Annotated in this window: 26 protein-coding genes and 2 pseudogenes; 13 read left to right on the forward strand and 15 right to left on the reverse strand. The window is 39.5% G+C overall.

Features of this window, described 5'->3' with window-relative positions; genetic code table 11:
- Nucleotides 1-139 precede the first annotated feature (139 nt).
- The 6 genes from E0H77_RS01015 to E0H77_RS01040 all read left to right on the forward strand — a co-directional run bounded on the left by E0H77_RS01015 (nt 140) and on the right by E0H77_RS01040 (nt 4432).
- Entirely contained in the window at nt 140-493 is a 354-nt protein-coding gene (locus E0H77_RS01015; RefSeq protein ID WP_131374294.1) for a hypothetical protein, read from the forward strand.
- Between the two features lie 602 nt (nt 494-1095).
- The gene (gene cydP, locus E0H77_RS01020) at nt 1096-1287 is read left to right on the forward strand and encodes a cytochrome oxidase putative small subunit CydP (RefSeq protein WP_116726341.1); all 192 of its coding nucleotides are present in this window, start codon (nt 1096-1098) and stop codon (nt 1285-1287) included.
- Nucleotides 1287-2876, forward strand: a complete 1590-nt coding sequence (locus E0H77_RS01025) for a cytochrome ubiquinol oxidase subunit I (RefSeq protein WP_131374296.1) — start codon at nt 1287-1289, stop codon at nt 2874-2876. Before cydP ends, E0H77_RS01025 begins: the two co-directional genes overlap by 1 nt.
- Nucleotides 2873-4018, forward strand: a complete 1146-nt coding sequence (gene cydB, locus E0H77_RS01030) for a cytochrome d ubiquinol oxidase subunit II (RefSeq protein ID WP_131313432.1) — start codon at nt 2873-2875, stop codon at nt 4016-4018. The genes E0H77_RS01025 and cydB overlap by 4 nt, the downstream gene beginning before the upstream one ends.
- Before the next feature lie 14 nt (nt 4019-4032).
- Entirely contained in the window at nt 4033-4134 is a 102-nt protein-coding gene (gene cydX / locus E0H77_RS01035) for a cytochrome bd-I oxidase subunit CydX (protein ID WP_131313431.1), read from the forward strand.
- Nucleotides 4135-4138: 4 nt separating this feature from the next.
- On the forward strand, nt 4139-4432 hold the full coding sequence (locus E0H77_RS01040; RefSeq protein WP_131374298.1) for a cyd operon YbgE family protein: 294 nt from the start codon (nt 4139-4141) through the stop codon (nt 4430-4432).
- A gap of 61 nt (nt 4433-4493) precedes the next feature.
- Here the strand turns inward: E0H77_RS01040 and E0H77_RS01045 are convergent, their stop codons facing one another.
- The 4 genes from E0H77_RS01045 to E0H77_RS01060 all read right to left on the reverse strand — a co-directional run bounded on the left by E0H77_RS01045 (nt 4494) and on the right by E0H77_RS01060 (nt 7584).
- A complete protein-coding gene (locus tag E0H77_RS01045) occupies nt 4494-5087 on the reverse strand; it encodes a nitroreductase family protein (RefSeq protein WP_131313429.1) in 594 nt (197 codons plus the stop codon).
- Nucleotides 5088-5512: 425 nt separating this feature from the next.
- Complete coding sequence (gene ftsY / locus E0H77_RS01050; RefSeq protein ID WP_131374300.1) at nt 5513-6628, reverse strand: signal recognition particle-docking protein FtsY; 1116 nt, start codon at nt 6626-6628, stop codon at nt 5513-5515.
- Nucleotides 6629-6705: 77 nt separating this feature from the next.
- The gene (locus E0H77_RS01055) at nt 6706-7050 is read right to left on the reverse strand and encodes a hypothetical protein (protein WP_131374302.1); all 345 of its coding nucleotides are present in this window, start codon (nt 7048-7050) and stop codon (nt 6706-6708) included.
- Nucleotides 7051-7218: 168 nt separating this feature from the next.
- A complete protein-coding gene (locus E0H77_RS01060; RefSeq protein WP_228258273.1) occupies nt 7219-7584 on the reverse strand; it encodes a hypothetical protein in 366 nt (121 codons plus the stop codon).
- A 214-nt stretch (nt 7585-7798) separates the two neighbouring features.
- On the opposite strand from E0H77_RS01060, the gene E0H77_RS01065 reads away from it, so the two are divergent.
- From E0H77_RS01065 to E0H77_RS01075, 3 genes and pseudogenes are all read left to right on the forward strand, one after another.
- Complete coding sequence (locus E0H77_RS01065) at nt 7799-8032, forward strand: hypothetical protein (protein WP_131313426.1); 234 nt, start codon at nt 7799-7801, stop codon at nt 8030-8032.
- Between the two features lie 151 nt (nt 8033-8183).
- A complete protein-coding gene (locus E0H77_RS01070; RefSeq protein WP_131374304.1) occupies nt 8184-8615 on the forward strand; it encodes a CBS domain-containing protein in 432 nt (143 codons plus the stop codon).
- A gap of 112 nt (nt 8616-8727) precedes the next feature.
- Nucleotides 8728-9150 (forward strand): annotated as a pseudogene (locus tag E0H77_RS01075) (CBS domain-containing protein); the annotation flags it as partial.
- 145 nt (nt 9151-9295) lie between these two features.
- Here E0H77_RS01075 and trpB read toward each other — a convergent pair.
- From trpB to E0H77_RS01120, 9 genes are all read right to left on the reverse strand, one after another.
- The gene (gene trpB / locus E0H77_RS01080) at nt 9296-10498 is read right to left on the reverse strand and encodes a tryptophan synthase subunit beta (protein WP_416240495.1); all 1203 of its coding nucleotides are present in this window, start codon (nt 10496-10498) and stop codon (nt 9296-9298) included.
- 24 nt (nt 10499-10522) lie between these two features.
- Nucleotides 10523-11710, reverse strand: a complete 1188-nt coding sequence (locus E0H77_RS01085; RefSeq protein WP_131374306.1) for a vWA domain-containing protein — start codon at nt 11708-11710, stop codon at nt 10523-10525.
- 12 nt (nt 11711-11722) lie between these two features.
- Nucleotides 11723-12568 (reverse strand): AAA family ATPase, encoded by an 846-nt coding sequence (locus E0H77_RS01090; RefSeq protein WP_131374308.1) that lies wholly within the window; start codon nt 12566-12568, stop codon nt 11723-11725.
- Nucleotides 12569-12582: 14 nt separating this feature from the next.
- Complete coding sequence (locus tag E0H77_RS01095; RefSeq protein ID WP_131374310.1) at nt 12583-12972, reverse strand: hypothetical protein; 390 nt, start codon at nt 12970-12972, stop codon at nt 12583-12585.
- Nucleotides 12973-12974: 2 nt separating this feature from the next.
- Entirely contained in the window at nt 12975-13274 is a 300-nt protein-coding gene (locus E0H77_RS01100) for a YcgL domain-containing protein (RefSeq protein ID WP_131374811.1), read from the reverse strand.
- A 109-nt stretch (nt 13275-13383) separates the two neighbouring features.
- Nucleotides 13384-14526: a ribonuclease D gene (locus tag E0H77_RS01105; RefSeq protein ID WP_131374312.1), complete on the reverse strand. Its 1143-nt coding sequence runs from the start codon at nt 14524-14526 to the stop codon at nt 13384-13386.
- A gap of 263 nt (nt 14527-14789) precedes the next feature.
- Complete coding sequence (recR, locus tag E0H77_RS01110; RefSeq protein WP_131374314.1) at nt 14790-15386, reverse strand: recombination mediator RecR; 597 nt, start codon at nt 15384-15386, stop codon at nt 14790-14792.
- Nucleotides 15387-15398: 12 nt separating this feature from the next.
- Nucleotides 15399-15731: a YbaB/EbfC family nucleoid-associated protein gene (locus tag E0H77_RS01115; protein WP_319922752.1), complete on the reverse strand. Its 333-nt coding sequence runs from the start codon at nt 15729-15731 to the stop codon at nt 15399-15401.
- A gap of 13 nt (nt 15732-15744) precedes the next feature.
- Complete coding sequence (locus E0H77_RS01120; RefSeq protein WP_131374316.1) at nt 15745-16932, reverse strand: O-succinylhomoserine sulfhydrylase; 1188 nt, start codon at nt 16930-16932, stop codon at nt 15745-15747.
- Nucleotides 16933-17261: 329 nt separating this feature from the next.
- Here E0H77_RS01120 and E0H77_RS01125 point away from each other — a divergent pair.
- From E0H77_RS01125 to E0H77_RS01135, 3 genes and pseudogenes are all read left to right on the forward strand, one after another.
- Nucleotides 17262-18140 (forward strand): annotated as a pseudogene (locus tag E0H77_RS01125) (NAD(P)-dependent oxidoreductase); the annotation flags it as partial.
- Nucleotides 18141-18225: 85 nt separating this feature from the next.
- Nucleotides 18226-18492 carry a YARHG domain-containing protein gene (locus E0H77_RS01130; protein WP_131313415.1) on the forward strand — a complete coding sequence of 89 codons (267 nt, stop codon included), beginning with the start codon at nt 18226-18228 and terminating at the stop codon, nt 18490-18492.
- A 24-nt stretch (nt 18493-18516) separates the two neighbouring features.
- Nucleotides 18517-18933, forward strand: a complete 417-nt coding sequence (locus E0H77_RS01135) for an HIT family protein (protein WP_131374320.1) — start codon at nt 18517-18519, stop codon at nt 18931-18933.
- 63 nt (nt 18934-18996) lie between these two features.
- Here the strand turns inward: E0H77_RS01135 and E0H77_RS01140 are convergent, their stop codons facing one another.
- Nucleotides 18997-19608: a glutathione S-transferase family protein gene (locus E0H77_RS01140; RefSeq protein ID WP_131313413.1), complete on the reverse strand. Its 612-nt coding sequence runs from the start codon at nt 19606-19608 to the stop codon at nt 18997-18999.
- A 245-nt stretch (nt 19609-19853) separates the two neighbouring features.
- On the opposite strand from E0H77_RS01140, the gene trmB reads away from it, so the two are divergent.
- The gene (gene trmB, locus E0H77_RS01145; protein ID WP_131374322.1) at nt 19854-20570 is read left to right on the forward strand and encodes a tRNA (guanosine(46)-N7)-methyltransferase TrmB; all 717 of its coding nucleotides are present in this window, start codon (nt 19854-19856) and stop codon (nt 20568-20570) included.
- 188 nt (nt 20571-20758) lie between these two features.
- Here trmB and E0H77_RS01150 read toward each other — a convergent pair whose 3' ends face one another.
- Nucleotides 20759-21424, reverse strand: a complete 666-nt coding sequence (locus tag E0H77_RS01150; RefSeq protein WP_131374324.1) for a class I SAM-dependent methyltransferase — start codon at nt 21422-21424, stop codon at nt 20759-20761.
- Between the last annotated feature and the right edge of the window lie 18 nt (nt 21425-21442).

Raw genomic sequence — 21442 nt, forward strand, 5'->3', positions numbered from 1 at the left:
TTGTAATGCTTGTACATTTATCAGAAATGTTCACAAACTTATGCGTCTTGTTACGAAACAAACAAAGACAAAAATTGATTATTTTTTATACTAATAGTCAGCTTTAAAACAATATCAATTATCCAAGGAAGATCAACATATGAATAAAAACGTCTTCGCAACCGCAGTATGTTTAGGTTTGTCATTTGGTTATATGCCTCTCGCTCAAGCCAATGACAAAGTTCAAAAAATCTATAACACACAAACCATACAACACGTCTGTAAAGGTAAACATGCAGGTGATGCTGTTTCATTTGCAGCAAGAGGAATTTTATGGAATGGGACTTGTGAGACCCAATTTATTCCCATGCACAGCAAGATGATTCAGGGCAATGAAAATGAGCTGTATGACGCTTGTCAAAGTGATCCACATACCAAAATGGTGACAATCAATGGCCACGAAATGAAAGGAAAATGTGCGCTAGCTTTCACCCCACCTCGACCTAAACAGTAATTCAATTTTTGAAGCTATCGATACCACACGGTCTAGGAAAATTTATCGCGATTCAGGTTAGGCTTCTTTTTATCATTATTTATATCTTTGTTGAATTTCTCATATATACAGAGAAATTCAACATTGAAGTAATCTCAATGTAACGTAAAAGAAATACAATAAACTGATAAAAGAAGCCTATTATTTAAATAAAACTTTAAAATAACCACTACTATGTAGTGTAGTGAATTTTTTATGCCAACAAATAATGAGCATATTATTAAGTTAGATTAATATCGAGTTATCTTAAAATTAATAAATTTGGCAAGTTTTATGCATATAAATACACAGAAATTAATTTTAAAAACCTCAATTCCAATTAAAACAATCAGATTTACACTTTATTTCCGACTATTTTACTCATATTTGAGTTGTAAAATTACGAGCGATTTAGTCAGATTTTATTAGTTTAAAAAATAAACTGATTTATACCATAACAACATTTTAAGTTTATGATTTTAAACAATTAAATAAAAACAAATCAATATTTGTTTTTTATTGTTTATTTTTTATTTTTTTTATTCAATAATAATCAATATAGATATTTTAATAGGCTTATTAACATGAGCTTAGAAACGAATAAATTCGATAAACGACTAGTAAAAGAAATCATCATTATTTTGGTGATTAAATTTGCTCTTCTTATGCTAATCAAAAATATTTGGTTTGATTCCCCAACTATTCCCAAAAACTTTGACAATCAAGTTGCCGAGCGTATTGCTGGCAGTCCACCCCCAATTAAGGAGACACGTTGATGATTTCTGAAAGCGTGGTCGATCTTTCGCGGTTACAATTTGCAATGACCGCGTTATATCACTTTTTATTTGTTCCATTGACTCTAGGTATGGCCTTTATTCTTGCCATTATGGAAACGACTTATGTTGTTTCTGGTAAAGAAGTTTATAAAGACATGACCAAGTTCTGGGGCAAACTCTTCGGTATTAACTTTGCATTGGGCGTAACCACAGGTTTGACCATGGAGTTCCAGTTTGGTACAAACTGGGCGTATTACTCGCACTATGTAGGTGACATTTTTGGTGCACCACTCGCAATCGAAGGCTTAATGGCGTTCTTTCTTGAATCAACATTTATTGGTTTATTCTTCTTCGGATGGGAACGACTTTCACGAGTTCAGCACCTTGGTGTAACGTGGCTTGTGGCTATTGGTTCAAACATGTCAGCACTTTGGATTCTGATCGCCAATGGCTGGATGCAGCACCCTGTTGGTGCAGCATTTAACTTTGAAACCATGCGTATGGAATTGACTGATTTTGGTGCATTACTTTTCAATCCTGTCGCTCAAGTTAAATTTGTACATACAGTATCTTCTGGTTATGTGACTGGTTCTATTTTTGTACTTGCCATTTCAAGCTACTACTTGTTGAATAAACGTGACCTACCTTTTGCACGTCGCTCTTTCGCAATCGCTGCAATCTTTGGTTTAGCATCATCATTTTGCGTTATCTTGCTTGGTGATGAATCAGGTTATGAAATTGGTGATGTACAGAAAACTAAATTAGCTGCAATCGAAGCAGAATGGAACACAGAACCTGCTCCAGCAAGTTTCACTCTGTTTGGTATTCCAAATCAGCAAGAAATGCGTACCGACTATGCCATCAAAATCCCATATGTATTGGGTCTGATTGCAACACGTTCTACGACAGGACAGGTCACAGGGATTAAAGATCTCATGACTGAACATGAAGCTCGTATTCGTAATGGTATGGTCGCATACGGTCAGCTTGAAAAACTTCGTGCTGGTGATCGTACACCTGCGTTACTTAGCGCATTTAAAGACAGCCAAAAAGATTTGGGCTATGGCTTACTTCTTAAAAAATATACACCAAATGTTACTAATGCGACTGATGACCAAATCAAGTCAGCAGTTAAAGACAGTATTCCAAATGTAAAAGCTTTATTCTTTACTTTCCGTGCCATGGTTGTATCAGGCGCATTAATGCTACTGTTATTCCTTCTTTCAGCATGGTCTGTAGCACAACGCAACTTTGAACAAAAATCATGGTTACTTAAATTCGCTTTATATTCATTGCCATTACCTTGGGTTGCTACTCAAACTGGCTGGTATGTTGCTGAAGGTGGTCGTCAACCATGGACAATTGGTGAAGTCCTACCAACACACTTGTCTGCTTCTAGTTTAAGTACAGGAGATCTAGCAGGTTCTATCTTTGCATTGGTTGCTTTCTATACTGTTCTATTAATTATAGAAATGTACCTGATGATCAAATTCGCTCGCCTTGGTCCAAGTTCTTTACATACAGGCAAATACCATTTTGAAAAATCAGTAGCACATAACCAAAAAACTGTTGGGGAGACTCAATCATGATTGAATATGAATTACTCAAAATCATTTGGTGGGTTCTCGTTGGTGTATTGCTGATTGGCTTTGCTTTAACCGACGGTTTTGACATGGGTTCCATGGCAATCATGCCTTTTGTTGGTAAAACCGATAACGAACGCCGCGCTGCAATCAATACGATTGCACCGCACTGGGACGGTAACCAAGTTTGGTTTATCACTGCAGGTGGTGCTCTATTTGCAGCATGGCCAATGGTGTATGCCGTTGCCTTCTCTGGAATGTACTGGGCGCTATTACTGGTTCTATTTGCCCTCTTCCTTCGCCCTGTTGGCTTTGACTATCGCTCTAAGTTAGACAATACCAAATGGCGTACTTCATGGGACTGGGGTCTATGTATCGGTGGTGCTGTTCCTGCATTGGTGTTTGGCGTTGCATTTGGTAACTTATTCCAAGGCGTACCATTTCACTTCGATGACACACTTCGCTCTGAATACACAGGTAGCTTCTTTGCCCTACTCAACCCATTTGCGTTAGTGTGTGGTATTGTCAGCCTGTCAATGCTTTCAGCGCATGGTGGTGCATGGCTAATGCTTCGTACCGATGGCGTATTACGTCAACGCTCTGCAAAAGCAACTCAAATCATGGGTATCGTATTCTTGGTATGCTTCTTGGCTGCAGGTGCTTGGTTGTATTTCGGTCACATGCCTGGTTATAGCTTAGCAACTCCACTTAACACCAATGCTGCAATTAACCCTCTAACCAAACATGTTGTAACCAATACGAATCCTGGCTGGATGAATAACTATTCAACTTATCCAATCACTATGGTTGCGCCAGTTCTTGCAATTTTGGGTGGTCTATTAACAATAGTTGGTGGTGGTTCAAATAAAGCAGGCCTAAGCTTTACAGGTACAAGTTTAAGCATTGTCGGTGCAATCTTAACTGCAGGTTTTGCCTTGTTCCCATTCTTGCTTCCATCTAGTATTGACCCAACTTCAAGCCTAACTATGTGGGATGCAGTTTCAAGTCATAAAACACTAGGTGTAATGACCGTTGCAGCGTGTATTTTCGTCCCGATCATTCTGATTTATACCACATGGTGTTATTACAAAATGTGGGGCGTGATTACCAATAAACACATTGAAACTCATTCACATAGTCTGTACTAATAGGAGAATAGAATATGTGGTATTTTGCTTGGATTCTCGGAATTTTAATGGCATGTTTTGCAAGTGTACTCAGTGCACTATATACCGAACATCATCAAAATATGGACGAGGAATAAGACAATGGCTGAAGCAATGACAGTACCGAAGAAAAGTGCAGCACAGATTTTCATGATGATTGTTTCTTTTATGCTGGCATTGCCTTTGGCTGCAATCTTACTGGTCTACCCCTCTTTAATGCTTGATGAAAATGGGCACTATAATCACAGTGTACTTATGTTAGTCATGTTAGGCATTTCAGGTGGATTTATTTATGGTGTGGGTTTTATACCGCGTTGGTGGTTATGGAAATGGTTATTTAACCCTGTAGTCTCATGGCCACTTATGGCTGTTGGCTATTACCTCTGGCTTGGTTAAAAAAATCTGCACCAATAAAAAAACCAGCAAATGCTGGTTTTTTTATTGGCTAGATTAAAACTTAGTTAAAAGCTTTAAAACGCACTGTATCATCCATAAAGGTTTTGTCACCAGCAGGTGCTTCAATTGAGCCAAATACCAACTGAGCACGGAGTTTCCAGTTTGCTGGTACAGCAAAAGTTTCTGCTGTTTCAGCATCAATAATTGGGTTGTAATGCTGTAGTGATGCACCAACACCTTGTTCAGCCAATGCAGTCCATACTGCAAATTGTGCAATACCAGAAGAATGTTCAGACCAAACTGGGAAGTTATCTGCATAAGCAGCAAACTGTTCTTGTAGGCCTTTCACCACATCCTGATCTTCATAAAACAAAACCGTACCTTTACCTGCTGCAAAGCTATTGATTTTATTGTTTGTTGCTTCAAATGCTGCTTCAGGCACCATTTTACGTAGAGTTTCGCGCACAATTTCCCAGAATTTAACATGTGATGCATCAAACAAAATTACTGCACGAGATGTTTGAGAATTAAATGCAGATGGGCTAAGACGAATCGCTTTTTTAATTAATGCTTCAAGTTCAGTATTTGATAAAGCAACTTGGTTACCAATTGCATAAATTGTACGGCGTTTTTCAATTTGATCGATAAAAGACATGTTGCAACTCCTGATTGTCACAATTCTAGTAAAATGTAATGACTGTAATTTTAATGTTTTATATCCACGGAAAAAGCAGGCTTATCTAAACACTGTGTCCTATTTTTAGAATAAAATGGATAATATTTCAAGATATTAGTATTTATTAATATTTCATAGATAGATGCAACCTGAGTCGTATATTGTACGACACAAGATTTTTTAAGTTATTCAAGACAATACAAGATATTGAGTGATTTTAAATACATCTTTGTTCACGAAGAAATATAAGAATAGCCGAGTTCAAAAAGATTATGGCTAAACTTACTGAAACTTTGTTATGAAACTCGATAATGGGTTCGCCATTATCGAGTTTCATGTCTTGTTTTCGCTAGTAGCACAGGTCATAGATGAAGTATCAACAGACCCGCCTATCCATCTAGATTTTATTTTTCTGTTTCAAAGAGTGCGGCAACAAACGATTTAGCTGAAAATGGACGTAAATCATCAATCTTTTCGCCAACACCAATAAATCGAATTGGAACATGAGTACGGCTTGCAATATTAAATAGCACCCCACCTTTGGCTGTACCATCAAGCTTTGTAATGGTAATACCTGTTAACCCAACTGCTTGATCAAATTCTTGCACTTGATTAATGGCATTTTGTCCAGTACCCGCATCGACAACTAGCATAATTTCATGAGGTGCAGTGGCATCAATTTTTTGCATGACACGTTTGACTTTTTTCAACTCTTCCATCAGGTTGCTTTTATTGTGTAAGCGCCCTGCTGTATCTGCGATCAACACATCAATGCCTTTAGCACGCGCACTTTCAAAAGCATCAAAAATAACCGATGCACTATCTGCACCATGCCCTTGAGCAACTACAGGGATATTGTTACGCTCACCCCAAATTTGCAATTGTTCAGTTGCGGCAGCACGGAATGTATCGCCCGCAGCCAACATAACTTTTTTACCTTCACCTTGTAAACGTTTGGCTAATTTACCAATCGTGGTGGTTTTACCTACACCATTTACGCCGACCATTAAAATCACGTATGGGCATTTATTTGTATCAATATGCAAGGGTTTTACACGCGGTGCTAAAAGTGCAACCAATTCTTCCTGAAGTGCTTTATATAAAGCATGAGAATAAATAAGGTCACCACGTGCAGTACGTTCAGTTAAATTCGTAATAATGGTTTTGGTTGCTTCAACGCCAATATCCGCAATCAACAATTGCTCTTCAACTTCTTCTAAAAGTTCATCATCAATTTCTTTTCCACCAATCAGAATATTCACCATACCATCGGTAAAATTTTTCCGAGTTTTGGTTAAACCTTCTTTCATACGACTAAAGAAACCACCTGTTTTAGGCTTCTCTTGTGTATCGGTTTCAATCGTATCTACTGTTGAACTTTCTGTTAAATCTATAACTTGCTCTGCTTTTTTTTCTACAATTGGGACTTCAACAGCAGGTAAACTTGGCAAAGTGACATCATCATCACCAATCTCTGCATCAATCAAAAATTTGTTTTGCCCATGTGTTTGTTCTTGCATGCTGATCCCTTGAAAAACATTGCATTAAAAAGAGCAAGTTTAACATAAGTTATTACTATTCTGCCGCTCAAGCCCGCTTAAAATCTCGGCAGAGTATCATTTGTATTGAGTGCAGGATAACGCGTTGTCATGGTTTTCTCATATTGATAAGCACGTATTGCCTGAAAGTACTGCCATTGAGTTAAATGGGGCTGTTGCAACAAATGAATCGCAAAATGCTGAGTTTTGGGATACTGTGCTGACCGAGCCAATTTTTCAACTACATCATACTGATGACTCTGAATTGGGCAAATTGAAAGGAAATATACAAAAACAATCACCAACAGTGCGATGCAACCGAGCAAAAAATGCGAAAAATATTGAACAGATACTTTAACTCTGGTTCTAAATAATATTGCGATAGTGTCTATAGATTTAAGCATGACCAACCTCTATGGATTGTTAGTTTAAGTTGATCATACTCAGAGTACAATAGACTTCTTTCATTAATCCATTTTCTTTATCTCTACGGAAAAAATATAAAGGGATATAAATCATGATGAAAGAAGCCTAATCGTTTAGTTTATATTAAAGGCTAAACGGACTACGTATTATCCTGTTACATGGCGCACAAAAGCAAAATATAAAATCACTGCAATCATCAACATAATCACAATTAATAAAAATACATTAACCCCTTCTTCAGCGTGTGGAGGATGTAATGGGTCATCAACCGCCAAACGACGCAATTCATGATTATATATTTTATAAAATTCAAGGCGTTGTTCAACGGGCAATTGATGAGTAAAGTCCGCTATTTTGACACGATGCGCAATTCCCAACTCACCAATATGCTGATCTTTGTGATAAATAGCCTCGCCTAGCTGGTCATGATGTAGTTGAGCAAGTGCTTTAATTCGCGTATGGTCTAAAGGCACATCAAAGTCTAAACCATCTATTGTTGTTAGGGTCATCATTTACTCTCCTTGTTATACTTTTATATTTCTATATTAATAAAAAATATTTCTGTTTAATGTTTAATCATGTAACCTTGAAAGAATAGGAATTGCCCTTATATCGAGATTGACTTAATATATAAACTGTAATATTAGTTAAATCTAGATATGTTAATTTAAATCAGACTTCAGTAAATAAGTCGATTGTAATCATAATTAAAATAAGGAGCTGTATATGATTAAACAATTCTCTCAACAAGACCTAGAGCATGTGTACGCAAATGCGGTCAACACAATTCAATCACAAATGAATTTTTGTGATGCTGTGAAAGATTTAGAAAATGTCGCACATGCAGGTCATGGCAAAGCTGCATTATTCTTGGCAGAACTTTACACTCAAGGATTCCGCGTAGAGCGAGACAGTTTAAAAGCCTTGTACTGGCAAAAACTGGCAACCATGAAAGCATAAAAAGACGTCACTTAGGTGGCGTTTTTTTATGCCTGCTATTTATAACTTATACATTTTTATATACATTTATTCATTTTTATACTCTTGCAAAACCTCATAATTTATTTCATCTTAAGTTACAACTAAAAAAACTGTGCAGGACAACCATAATATGACGAATGTAGCCCACGTAATTCAAAAAAAACAGAATTCATCGATTTATACTATTGCTCCAGATGCCTCAATTACTGAAGCAGTCACGTTAATGGCAAACAAAGATATTGGTGCACTGGTTGTCACCGAAGGTAATCAAGTCGTTGGTATTTTATCGGAGCGTGACTGTGCCCGAAAAATTATCATGCGTGATTTATCCGCAGATAGTACACAAGTTTGTGAACTCATGACCTCAGCCGTCATTAGTGTACGTTTAAATAATACCGTTGAAGAATGCTTAAAGTTAATGACTGATCGACATTTACGGCACTTACCCGTCTTGGAAAATGACTCACTGGTTGGTCTTGTGGCAATTGGTGATTTAGTCAAGGCAACCATTGAAGATCAACATGATTTGATTCAACAGTTACAGCACTATATTTCGCACTAAATAAATTTTAAATGTAATTATTCCTTACATTTTATATGGATTTAATTGTTGATAAAACGCTCGATTTATTTCATTTTAGTCAGACTAGAACAACGAAAAATCTAGGAAAATCATGACTAATATTCAATATGTGATACAAAATAAAGTTGATCCTTCTGTTCATACAATTTCACCAGATGCTTCCATTCATGAAGCAATTTCTTTAATGACCAACAAAGATATAGGGGCTTTGATTGTCACTCAAGAACAGCGTGTGGTTGGAATTTTATCGGAGCGGGATTGTACTCGTAAGATGCTCAAACGCCAGTTTCTTACCGAAGAAACTCAAGTCCATGAGCTCATGACTGCAAAAGTGATTACCATTTCACTCGAGCATAATGTAAAAGATAGCTTAAAATTAATGACAGACCACCATCTGCGACACTTGCCCGTTATCGAACAGGAGCGTCTCGTGGGAATGGTTGCTGTAGGAGATTTAGTCAAAGCGATTATTGAAGATCAGCACGACCTGATTCAGCAGTTGGAGAATTATATTGAGAATTTTGGGGACTTGGCTGATGCCACCATCCAAGATCAGCAAAAGTTAATTCAACAATTACAATCTTATGATCAACAATAGCTTTTCGTCTTTAAGCAAAAAGAGCTACCTATAAGGTAGCTCTTTTTATATTTATATAGGCTTATAAACCTAGCTTTGTCGCAACATAATCAGCATCTTTATCGCCACGACCAGACAGGTTCACGACAATTTTAGTTTCTTTTGGCAAGTGAGGTGCTTCACGCAGTGCCCATGCAACTGCATGTGAGCTTTCTAGTGCAGGAACGATCCCTTCCACACGAGACAATGTCATAAATGCATCCAGACACTCCTGATCGGTTGCAGTCGTATATTCCACCCGACCCAAATCTTTTAAGAAACTGTGCTGTGGGCCTACCCCAGGATAATCCAGACCTGATGCAATGGAATGGACAGGCAAAGGTTGCCCCTGCTCATCTTCCAAAACATAACATGCCATACCATGAATCTGACTCGGTTTGCCTAATGTTAGGGTCGCAGAATGCTGCATCGTATCAAGACCATGACCTGCAGGCTCAACCCCCACTAACTTAACCTCATCTTCATTTAAAAATGCAGTAAACGCACCAATGGCATTCGACCCGCCACCGACACAAGCAACAATATAATCTGGGAATTTCTGAAATTGTGCCTGGCTTTGTTGTTTAATTTCATCGCCAATAATTGCTTGAAAGTCACGCACCATTTTTGGAAATGGATGAGGCCCAACCACTGAACCAATCGCATAGATGTAGTTTTCAGGGTCTTTCAAATATTCTTCAAAGGCACTATCAACAGCATCTTTTAGAGTCGCTGTTCCGCGAGTCACCGAAATTAGCGTTGCCCCTAAAATTTTCATTTTTACGACATTAGGATGTTCTTTTTCAATATCCACCTGCCCCATATGAATCTCACACGGAATGCCTACCAAAGCACAGGCTGTTGCCAGTGCAACGCCATGCTGCCCCGCTCCTGTTTCCGCAATCACTTTGGTTTTACCCATGTATTTTGCAAGTAAGGCTTCACCTAAACAGTGATTGATCTTGTGCGCACCAGTGTGATTTAAATCTTCACGTTTTAAATAAATTTGTGCGCCACCGAGTTGTTCAGATAACCGTTTTGCATAAAACAATGGACTTGGGCGACCAACATAATGCTGAAATAAATCACTCAGTTCTTGCTGGAATTCGGCTGTATGGCGAATCTGTTCGTATGCAGTATTGATTTCATCCATCGCCGCTTTTAAGTGCGGTTGAATAAACTGACCGCCATATTCCCCAAAAAAACCATCTTGAGTTGGTAGAGCAAAACCTTGTAATTGCTGCATTATATTATCCCACTTCATTTATTGTTAACGTGATAAATACTTCGTCATTTCCTCAATGCCTTTTAAGGTCATTGGGTACATCTGCTGTTCAAAAATCTGCTGAATCAGACCAATGGTTTTGGTATATGTCCAATAACGCTGGTCTTCTGGGTTCAACCATGCCGTTTTCTGAAAATGCTGTCGGATGCATTGTAACCAGATTTGCCCTGACTCATCGTTCATGTATTCAACTGAACCACCGACACTCTGTAACTCATAGGGTGCCATACTGGCATCACCAACGAAAATTACCCGATAGTCTGAGCTATATGTATGCAGTAAATCCCAAGTGGATAATCGAGTTGTATTACGACGAGTATTGTCTTTCCAGACATAGTCATACAGACAGTTATGAAAATAAAAATAATCTAGATGTTTAAACTCATTTTTTGCCGCACTAAATAAGGCTTCACACTGCTGGACATAACCATCCATAGATCCACCGACATCAAACAACATCAGGACTTTGACGCCATTACGGCGTTCAGGTACAAGCTGCACATCCAAAATGCCTTGCTTGGCAGTTGCCTGAATGGTGGCGTGAATATCGAGTTCTTGTGCCACGCCCTGACGGGCAAAACGGCGTAAATAACGCAGTGCCAGTTGCATCTGGCGCGAACTCAGCACTTGTTCATCATCTAAGTTTTTATATTGACGCTGCTCCCAGACCTTGACTGCCGAACGTTTTCGGCTCGGCCCACCAATTCGGATCCCTTCAGGATGATCACCATAAGCACCAAACGGTGATGTTCCGCCTGTGCCAATCATTTTATTACCACCCTGATGCTTCTTCTGCTGCTCGTGTAATCGCTGTTCAAGCTGTTGCAATAACTCGGCTAAAGAATTGGCGTTTTGCAGTTCTGCTCGCTGCTGTTCAGTCAGGCTTTTTTCAATAAGTTCTAGATCAAACCATGCTTTGGGTAAGTGTTGTAGTTGATTTAAAATTTCTTCTTGGGTGAGATGTTCAACCCCATCCATATACGCTTTAAATGCACGATCAAATTTATCGAAATAGCGCTCGTCTTTTACCATGAGCATACGCACAAGCCAATAAAACTGCTCAATATCAGCAAATACCAAATTTTTTTCAATCGCCTGATTTAGGTCTAATAGTTCTTGGGTCGTAACAGGAACGCCATATTTTCTTAAAATGTAAAATAGACGTATAAACATGAGTGTTGTCCGTTAACGCCGAGACATCTGGGCAAGGCGTTCAAGCAATTGTAAATCTTGCTCATTTTTTATCAGTGCACCATACAGAGGCGGCAAGGCTGATTGTTGTTGTAAAATCTTCTCAGACAGATCATCCGCTAAAATGAGCGCTAACCAGTCAATCAGTTCAGAGGTTGATGGTGCTTTTTTTAAGTTTGGAATATCTCTTAGCTTATAAAAAATTTGTAAAGCCTGACTGAGCAAACTTTGCGAGATCTGAGGAAAATGTACTGCAACAATTTTCCGCATCATGGCTTCATCTGGAAATTCAATATAATGAAAAAAGCAACGACGTAAGAAAGCAGTCGGCAATTCTTTTTCATTATTAGAGGTAATAATCACGATGGGGCGTTGCTTGGCATGAATGGTTTGGTTAGTTTCATAGACATAAAATGACATTTTGTCTAATTCATGTAGCAGATCATTTGGAAACTCAATATCTGCTTTATCAATTTCATCGATCAGCAATACACAGCGTTCAGTACTGGTAAAAGCCTCCCATAACTTGCCAGGCTTAATATAATGCTGAATATCATAAACGCGACTGTCACCGAGCTGGCTATCACGTAAGCGCGACACCGCATCATACTCATATAACCCTTGCTGAGCTTTAGTGGTCGACTTGATATGCCATGTAATCAGTTTCAAATCCAAACTTGCAGCGACTTGCTCGGCAAGTAAAGTTTTCCCTGTTCCTGGCTCACCTTTAACCAATAATGGTTTTTCCAAAGTACAGGCAGCATTCACTGCGAGTTTGAGTCCATCTGCTGCAATATACTGCGATGTCCCTTGAAACTGCGCTGTCGCTTTGGCAACCATAACTCTTCCTTTTGCTAAAGTGGAGCAGTATTCTTCGCTTGTTGAGATTTATATTGTAAAAATTTTAACCAGAAGAAACCCACCACACAACCTAAACCAATCACAAATAAAATTGTACCCAGATTTACCCACATCAAATTATGATCATGTGTAAAGATACCAAACATGAGTCCAAATACAGCGGGAGCAATTGCAGCATTACTTCCATCTGAAATGCTCGGTGTCACCATAAATGCAAACACAATCCACGTCGACATTGCACAAAATTTTGGATACGGCTTAGTCATTAAATACCACAGCAGCAACACAAGAATTGCACCCGCAACATACACACCCACTGCAATAATATTTTCAGGAACCACAGTGAAAAATGTCGTCGTTTGATGCAAGATGCTTGTATTCATAATTAAGCGCCTCGCAATCCTTCAGGTTCTACCGCATTCGCATTGATTAAACCTTCTGGCGGAACTTGAATAAAGAAACCCTTGGTTTGCAAAGAATCAATCACATGCAATACATTGACACGCGCCAACTTACGCGTTTCGGTTAATTCAAGATGCATGACAAATGTTGCTCGCCCAAAAGCACCACTTAACATTTCAGGAACATTCGCAAATGGATCTTCATGCGCTTGCTCTGCATTTTGCCGTGCAACATACAAATACATTTCATCTTTTTTGCTAGAGCGATAAATATCACAATGCACAACCATAACCACAGCACTCTTATAATACAGAAATAACGATATAGAACATGACTAAATCTAGCATCATCATTGACGCTAGAGTCAGGAATATTCTATAGGATTTTTTGAGTTATTGGCGAACTTTCATCTGCTCTGCCAGATTTTCCTGATCTTGCTGCAAGATTTCAAGCAATGGCTGGGTCAGCAATTCATAACGCCAACCCATGAGATAACTGGACAATTTTTGTGTTTTTTGCGGCATGACAATATATTGATAGAGCTCATTGAGCCACTTCTTACGCATAAGTACTGCATGAGGAATACTGGTCTGCTCAACCACCCCATCAATCATGCTATCTATCTGTTCTGCCACTGGCTTAGAAATATGCTTGACTGGACGTGGAATGCTGGCAGGCCAGAACTCTTTCTCTGGTAAATATTTTAATAAGTCCAGAATAAGCTTACCGTACTCGCGAATGACATTTTGACGAATATGCTTAATGTGAGAGAGCTGGAAATGATTGCGCGGATTTTTTTCAACCAAGTCAATCATGGTCGAATTTTTTAACAAAAAGCTCCGCGGGATATTTAAGCTTTTTGCAAATTGCTCTCGCCAGATACTCAACTGCTGTAATTGCATGAGCTGACGACGTGAGTGGCGATAATTCCCAATATCTGTATATAACAACTCCATTGGCGTTTGCTGTGCAATTTCTTGAGTCAAGTGTTGACAATCTTCTAACACAAACTCAAGCAAACCTTTCTCTTGCAGTTGCGATTTTAATCGCTGCGCCAAATGATTCAGATAAATAACATCATTGGCAGCATAACAGAGCTGTTTATCTGACAATGGGCGAGCCAACCAATCTGAACGAGTTTGATCTTTTTCAATATCAATGTCGATCATCTGTTTTAAGGCATTTTGATAACTAACCTGTAAACCATGCCCTAAAAATGACATCGCAACTTGCGTATCAAATACATTATTCAACTGACGTACTTGGGCATAGTGATAGATAAGATCAATATCTTCACCACAGGCATGAAAAATATTTTGCCGAGCTGTTGCCAATTTTTTCCAGAACTCAGTCAAGTCTAAATTCACACCATCCAACAAATAGGTTTGCTCAGAGACATTGATCTGGAATACGCCTAATTTTGGCCACAGCGTATCAACCTTGATAAATTCACTATCGAGTGCGTAAATGGCACTTTGGTCCATGGCAGCTAAGACCATATCGAGTTCGGGTTGATGCTGAATAAAATGATACATGTTATTGAAAAATGCGTGATGCATTACCTCAAAGGTGAGAAAAATAACGCTAAAGCTTTTGATATATTAACCGATGAAGCAGAAACCTGTCGATTGCGATAATTGTCAACAATTTAAAAAAAATCACTCATATTGTTATATTTTTGATCAAGCAATAAAGGCAATTTTATTGTTTTTTGTAGATTTCATGCTTTTAAGATAAGAAAATTTAATTTAAAGCTAAAAAACCACTCAAATGATAGATTTTTGAATGGCGAATTGAATTATTTTAATTGCATACGATGATGCAGAGCTTGGCTTAAAGTATGACTATCTACATACTCAAGTTCACCACCTTGTGGTACACCTTGAGCGATTCGCGTCATTGTTACGGGTAAAGCCTTACACGCTTCTAAAATATAATGCGCTGTTGCCTGACCTTCAATCGTAGCGTTGGTTGCCAAAATGACTTCCTGAACCTGCCCCTGCTTTAAACGTTGAATTAATGCAGGAATACCAATTTCTTCAGGTCCAATACCATCTAAGGGTGATAAATGCCCACCCAATACATAGTATTTCCCATAAAACCCAGCACTTTGCTCAATTGCCATGACATCGGCAGGTGATTCAACGACACACAGCGCCGTATCGTCTCGGCGTAGTGACGCACAAATCTCGCAAATTTCATCTTCACTTAGTGAATGACAAACATGGCAGCTTTGAATATATGTTGCCGCTTCATGCAAAGCATGTGCAAGCTGAAAAGCACCTTCACGATTTTTCATGATCAAATGTAATGCCATACGCTGAGCCGACTTCGGCCCAACGCTTGGCAAGGTGCGCAATGCTTGAACAAGCTGTTCAAAACGAGGACTAAACACCTAGTAGCTACCTTAGAACAAACCAGATAAACCAGGTGGTAAGCCTGTACCAGCATTTGCAGCTTTCATTTTTTCTTCTGAAATTACTTCAGCTTGACGTGCTGCATCGTTCATTGCTGCTGCAATCAAGTCTTCAATCATGTCTGCTTCGTCTTGTAGCAAATCTGGGCTAATTTCAATACGTTTTACCACATGACGGCAAGTCATAGTGACTTTTACCAGACCACCGCCAGCTTCCGCATGCACTTCTGTTTGTGCAAGCTCTTCTTTGGCTTTTTTCAGATTAACTTCCATATCTTTTTGCATGCGCTGGGCTTGCTGCATCAGCATATTAATATTCATCAGATTGACTCCAAAATTAAATCAGATCGAGACCACGAGAAAGGTCGGCAATAATATCATGAATATCTTCCAAACCAACCGATACGCGAATCAAACCTTCGCGAATGCCCGCCGCAGCTTTAGCCGCATCGGATAATTTACCATGTGTCGTGGTTGCTGGGTGAGTAATGGTTGATTTTACATCGCCCAAGTTACCCGTAATTGAAATGAACTGGGTATGATCAATCACTTTCCAAGCTGCTTCACGACCACCTTTGACTTCGAACGATACAATGCCGCCAAAACCAGATTGCTGTTTCGCTGCAAGTTCGTGCCCTACATGCTCAGGTAAACCCGCATAGTAAACTTTTTCAACTTTATCGTGTTGATTGAGCCATTCAGCCAGTTTTTGTGCACCTTCACAGTGTGCGTTCATACGCAAACGCAAAGTTTCCAAGCCCTTTAAAAATACCCATGCATTAAATGGGCTCATTGATGGACCAAGGGTACGTACCACACCAAAAACTTCTTCAAGTAATTGATGTTTACCAACTACAGCGCCGCCTAAAGCACGCCCCTGACCATCGATATATTTGGTTGCTGAATAAATCACAAGGTCAGCACCAAACTTGACAGGCTGTTGTAAAGCTGGCGTACAGAAGCTGTTATCGATTGCCAATAATGCACCATGAGCATGCGCTAAATCAGACAATGCTTGAATATCTGCAATTTCTGCCAATGGGTTCGATGGTGATTCGACAAAGAACAGTTTAGTTTCTGGGCGAATCGCATCTTGCCAAGCTTGCAAGTTGGTCAAATCTACAAAATCAACTGCAACGCCAAATTTACCAATATATTTTTCAAACAGGCTGACCGTTGAACCAAAGACAGCACGTGAACAAATCACATGATCGCCCGCTTTTAAGTACGCCATCGCAATCGCCAAGATCGCACCCATACCCGAACCTGTTGCCACTGCACGCTCTGCACCATCTAAGGCTGCGAGGCGTTTTTCGAACATGGCAACGGTTGGGTTGGTAAAACGTGAATAAATGTTGCCTGGCTCTTTGCCTGAGAATTTTGCTGCGGCTTCGGCAGCGTTAGCATAGACAAAAGACGAAGTCAGAAAAATCGGTTCACTATGTTCACCCTCAAAACTGCGAGTGTGCCCTGTACGGATGGCTAAAGTATCTAGTTGATATTGGGAATCGTCGTGCTGGCTCATGAGCTCTACTCTTTATATAACGCTATGCATAGAATCAAAACTGCCAACATTTTGAGCGCCTTATAGCCAATCGGTCAAGGTAAAATATTTCATGATTACGATGTAGGTATGCATTTTTTGAGCTATAACTGTTTTTCACGACAAAGTTTCACTACTCAAATTTCCCATTTGAATAAATTTCCAGCAACCATTTAAATTTATAACGCCATTTTACATTGCCGATCTTATCAAAATTGGTTATATCAATAGCTGAAGATTGCCATTTCAGTATGCAGTGATTTTGGCATAGTGATTGCTTTAAAGCTCCCAATCCATATTATCAAGGACTTACCATGACCATCTCATCTGTTGCATTCCTCGGTTTAGGTGCTATGGGCTACCATATGGCAGCACATTTACCTAAACACTTTGAGCAAGTTTTCGTTTGGAATCGCACAGAAGAAAAAGCTAAACAACATGCTCAAACGTATGCAACACAAGCAGTTTCTTTAGAACAAGCCGTACAAGCCGATATCATTTTTTCTTGCTTACCGACCAGCCAAGATGTTGAAAACCTGATTAACAGTGTCAAAATCAAATCAGGCGCAATCTGGGTCGACTGTACCAGTGGTGTCCCTGCGAGTGCACAACAACTTGCAGCGCAACTCAAACAGCAAGGTGTTGATTATCTTGATGCACCTGTGAGTGGACAAACTGTTGGAGCTGAAAATGCCACTTTAACCGTTATGGTCGGTGGCGATGCAGCAGCCTTTGAACGCGCTTTACCTGCCATGCAAGCAGTTGGCAGACTGATAAAACATGTTGGGGAGTCTGGTGCAGGTTTTGCGGTAAAGGCGGTGAATAACATGCTCATGGCAGTGCATTTATGTGCAGCTTGTGAAGGTGCAACAACACTAAAAGCACACGGCGTAAACCTGATAGAAGCATTTGAATGTATTAATGCGTCAAGTGGGCAAAGCACCGTGACCAGTAATATTCTACCCAACCGTATTTTTAACCGTAGTTTCCCACTGACTTTTGCTTTGCCACTTCTGGCAAAAGATACAGGCATTGCGGTTGATCTGGTACGTGAAGCCAAGCTTGCTGCACCTGTGATTGGTTTGTCACAAAGCCTGATTCAAGCTTCAAATGCTTTAGCTGAAGAAAACAGCGATTTCTCTACTGTGGCAAAAATGTACGAATCATGGAGTAAGATTACAATTGAGTAATCTTTAAACATTGCAATTTGGTGCAACTGTATCCATATTAAACCTTGTGTATAAACACATATCGTTACAAATAAAGGAACAGCTCATGAAGAACTTTTCAGTTGCGCTTATTGCGATGTTGACAGGATTGTTCAGCATCAATGCGCTTGCAGCCTCTGAGCAAGAATGCCAAAAACTCAAAGACGACTATAATCTGATTTATGCATCAAAAGGCTATTGTTTTAGCGATCCTGAAGCCAAAGCCAAATACGGCAATGATAACTGCCACACCACCAAACCTAAATTTTCTGATAAAGAGCAACAAAAGCTTGACCAAATCAAGGCTCGTCAGAAAGAATTAAGCTGTAAATAATTCAGCAATTTAAGGAAATACGTTATGGCATATAATGACCAAAATATTTTTGCAAAAATTTTACGTGGCGAAATTCCAGCAATTAAAGTCTATGAAGATGACCGCGTACTTGCATTTATGGACATTATGCCTCAAGCCGATGGTCATACTTTGGTGATTCCAAAAGCGCAAGCCGAGACTTTACTGGATTTACCCGCAGAAGATGCTGCTTATACCATTCAAATTGTGCAAAAAGTAGCACGTGCCATTGAAACTGCACTGAATGCATCAGGCATTGTACTTATGCAACTTTCAGGTGAAGCCGCAGGACAAACTGTACCGCATGTGCATTTCCACCTGATTCCAAGCTCGATTCACGAGCTACGCCGCCATGCCGCAGAAATGGGGAATCAGGATAAAATCAAAGGTTTCGCAGAAAAAATTAAAGCTGCACTAGCATAAAAAAAGGAGCAATTGCTCCTTTTTTCTTATTTAATTTTAAAATAGCTCGATAAAAACCAATAATTAACTAATTAAACCTTCATCACGCATTGCTATCTGTACAGACTGGCGCACAGCTACTTTGTTACGTAATGCAATAATGTGCTTATATGGGTTAAGCTCATGCTTAATTAACGGTGACCAGTTGGTCAGCACAAACAGATAAGCGTCAGCGGGACCAAAATTATCACCAACCAAGTATTCGGTATCCGAATTGGCAATTGCCTGATCAATATAATCTAGCAACCGATCAATCTCCTGATAGGCTCTAGATTTTTCGTCATCTGTCAGTGGTTTACCAAAAAATACGGCATATGCATCATGCAGTTCCGAGTTTAAGTAACCCAACCATTCCAACACTTTAGCACGCCCCAGACCTGAGGGTGGAATCAAGTCCTGATGTGGGTCATGCTGTGCCAAGAAAGGTAAAATCGCAACCATTTCAGTTAAAATCAAGCCTGGGTTAATCTCTAAAGCAGGCACATAGCCTTTTGGATTAATTTGATAATAATCACTCCCTTTTTCTGTGGTATGGGTTTTTAAGTTGACTTTTTCCAAGTCAAAATCAACATTAATTTCATTTAATATAATATGGGCTGCAAGTGAGCAAGCCCCTGGCGAATAATACAGCTTCATAGCTCGTCTCTCGTCCTTTTTCTATGTTTTTTACTCTGACTTAAGTGTTTTAAAACGCCGCAATACAAGTTGCAAGCACTGAATCACGAAAATTGCAAAAAAGTACATTACTTGCAAAAAAACAATAAAACTCATTTCCTGCTGCCTAAAGCTATAGCGCCATCGCATGGATGAGAGATTTTTTATTTGACTTGCTTAAATCGCGACTTAAAATATCGGTTTTTAAATCATTGAATTCCATTCTTATGAGTAACGAGCAACTTGAACCACAAATTGTTGAGTTAGACAATTTGCACGAGCACCGTGAAATTGTGACATTTATGCGTCGCTCAGCTCCGCTAAATACTTCACAACGTACCGCGCTGGAACAACATCGTCACTTTATTTTGGAATATCCAGTCGGTGATTTACGTCAGCATTTTTCACATCCTGAGCGTCCACTCACTGTTGAAATTGGTTTTGGAATGGGACGTTCACTCGTACTCATGGCACAAGCCAATCCTGAACGTAACTATGTCGGGATTGAAGTACATATTCCTGGTATTGCCCAATGTGTTTATGAAGCAGGCAAAGTAGATGTAGACAATCTGAAAGTGCTAGATGCCGATGCGATTCAGGTTTTGCGTGAAATGCCAGATGCCAGTATTAACTGTGTACAATTGTACTTCCCAGACCCGTGGCAGAAAAAACGTCATTTCAAACGCCGTTTTGTGATCGATGAACGCATGGCTCTGGTGGAACAAAAACTGGAACTTGGCGGTACATTCCATGCCGCAACCGACTGGGAACCATACGCAGAATGGATGCTTGATGTTTTAGACAATCGGGAAAACCTAGAAAATCTGGCAGGCAAAGGCAACAGCTACCCTCGCCCAGAATGGCGCCCTCTGACCAAATTTGAACGTCGTGGTTTAGAGTCAGGTCACAAGATTAATGATTTTATTTTTAAGAAAATCAAATAATTGATTTTTAGCGTAATGCCAAGGTGACTTGGCATTATGCTTTCCCCAAGAAAACCAACAATAAAACTTTAATAATTCAATTAATTATATACACCAATGCTTAATCAAAATCATGCCACTGGACAGCCTCACAGTAGAATAATTTATTTTCATATATAAAATGCCAAGTCGGTTAATAATAAGTCTGCTTAAACAGGAAATGCCATCACGCCATGATATTGCAGCATTTGCCAAAAACTTGTGACTCGAGCAAACCCTGCACGATGCAAGAGTTGAATATTCTGTTCACGACTGAATAAATGAAAATCTTGCTGTAACCGCTGACGCATTTTCTGGCTTTGCTCAGGTGTTAAACCAGTTTGCTCACACACCTGTTGCAAAATGGCAAGATCACTCTCCTGCTCAGGTTGAGTCAAATCTACACTCAACAGTAAGCCAGTGGGTTTTAAATGCCGACAAATCGACTGGAAAAAACCGAGTTTTTCTGAGGGTTCAATAAAATGAGCAACCAGTATGCTTAAGACAGCATCATACTGCATCGTTGAATCCAGACAGTTCAAATCCCCTTCAATCCACTCAATTTGATTCACCCCAGCCAAACGCTGTTGTGCAGTTTCCAGCATGGCGGCAGACAAGTCTAATCCTGTCAATTGCCAGTCAGGATGCTGTTGACTCAAATAAGCCAACTCATAACCTGTGCCGCAGCCCACCACCAAAACTCGTGCAGACTCTGGTAAATAGTGCTGTAAAATTGCCGCGATCTGCTGATGGATCAGCTCATAACCAGGTATGAGCTTGGTGATATGCTGATCATAATTGGCAACCACTTGTGGATCATGAAAATTCTTTGCCATTCTATCCTCTTGATTTTG

It is taken from the genome of Acinetobacter brisouioides, from assembly GCF_004331075.1.
In the GTDB taxonomy this organism is placed as follows: domain Bacteria; phylum Pseudomonadota; class Gammaproteobacteria; order Pseudomonadales; family Moraxellaceae; genus Acinetobacter.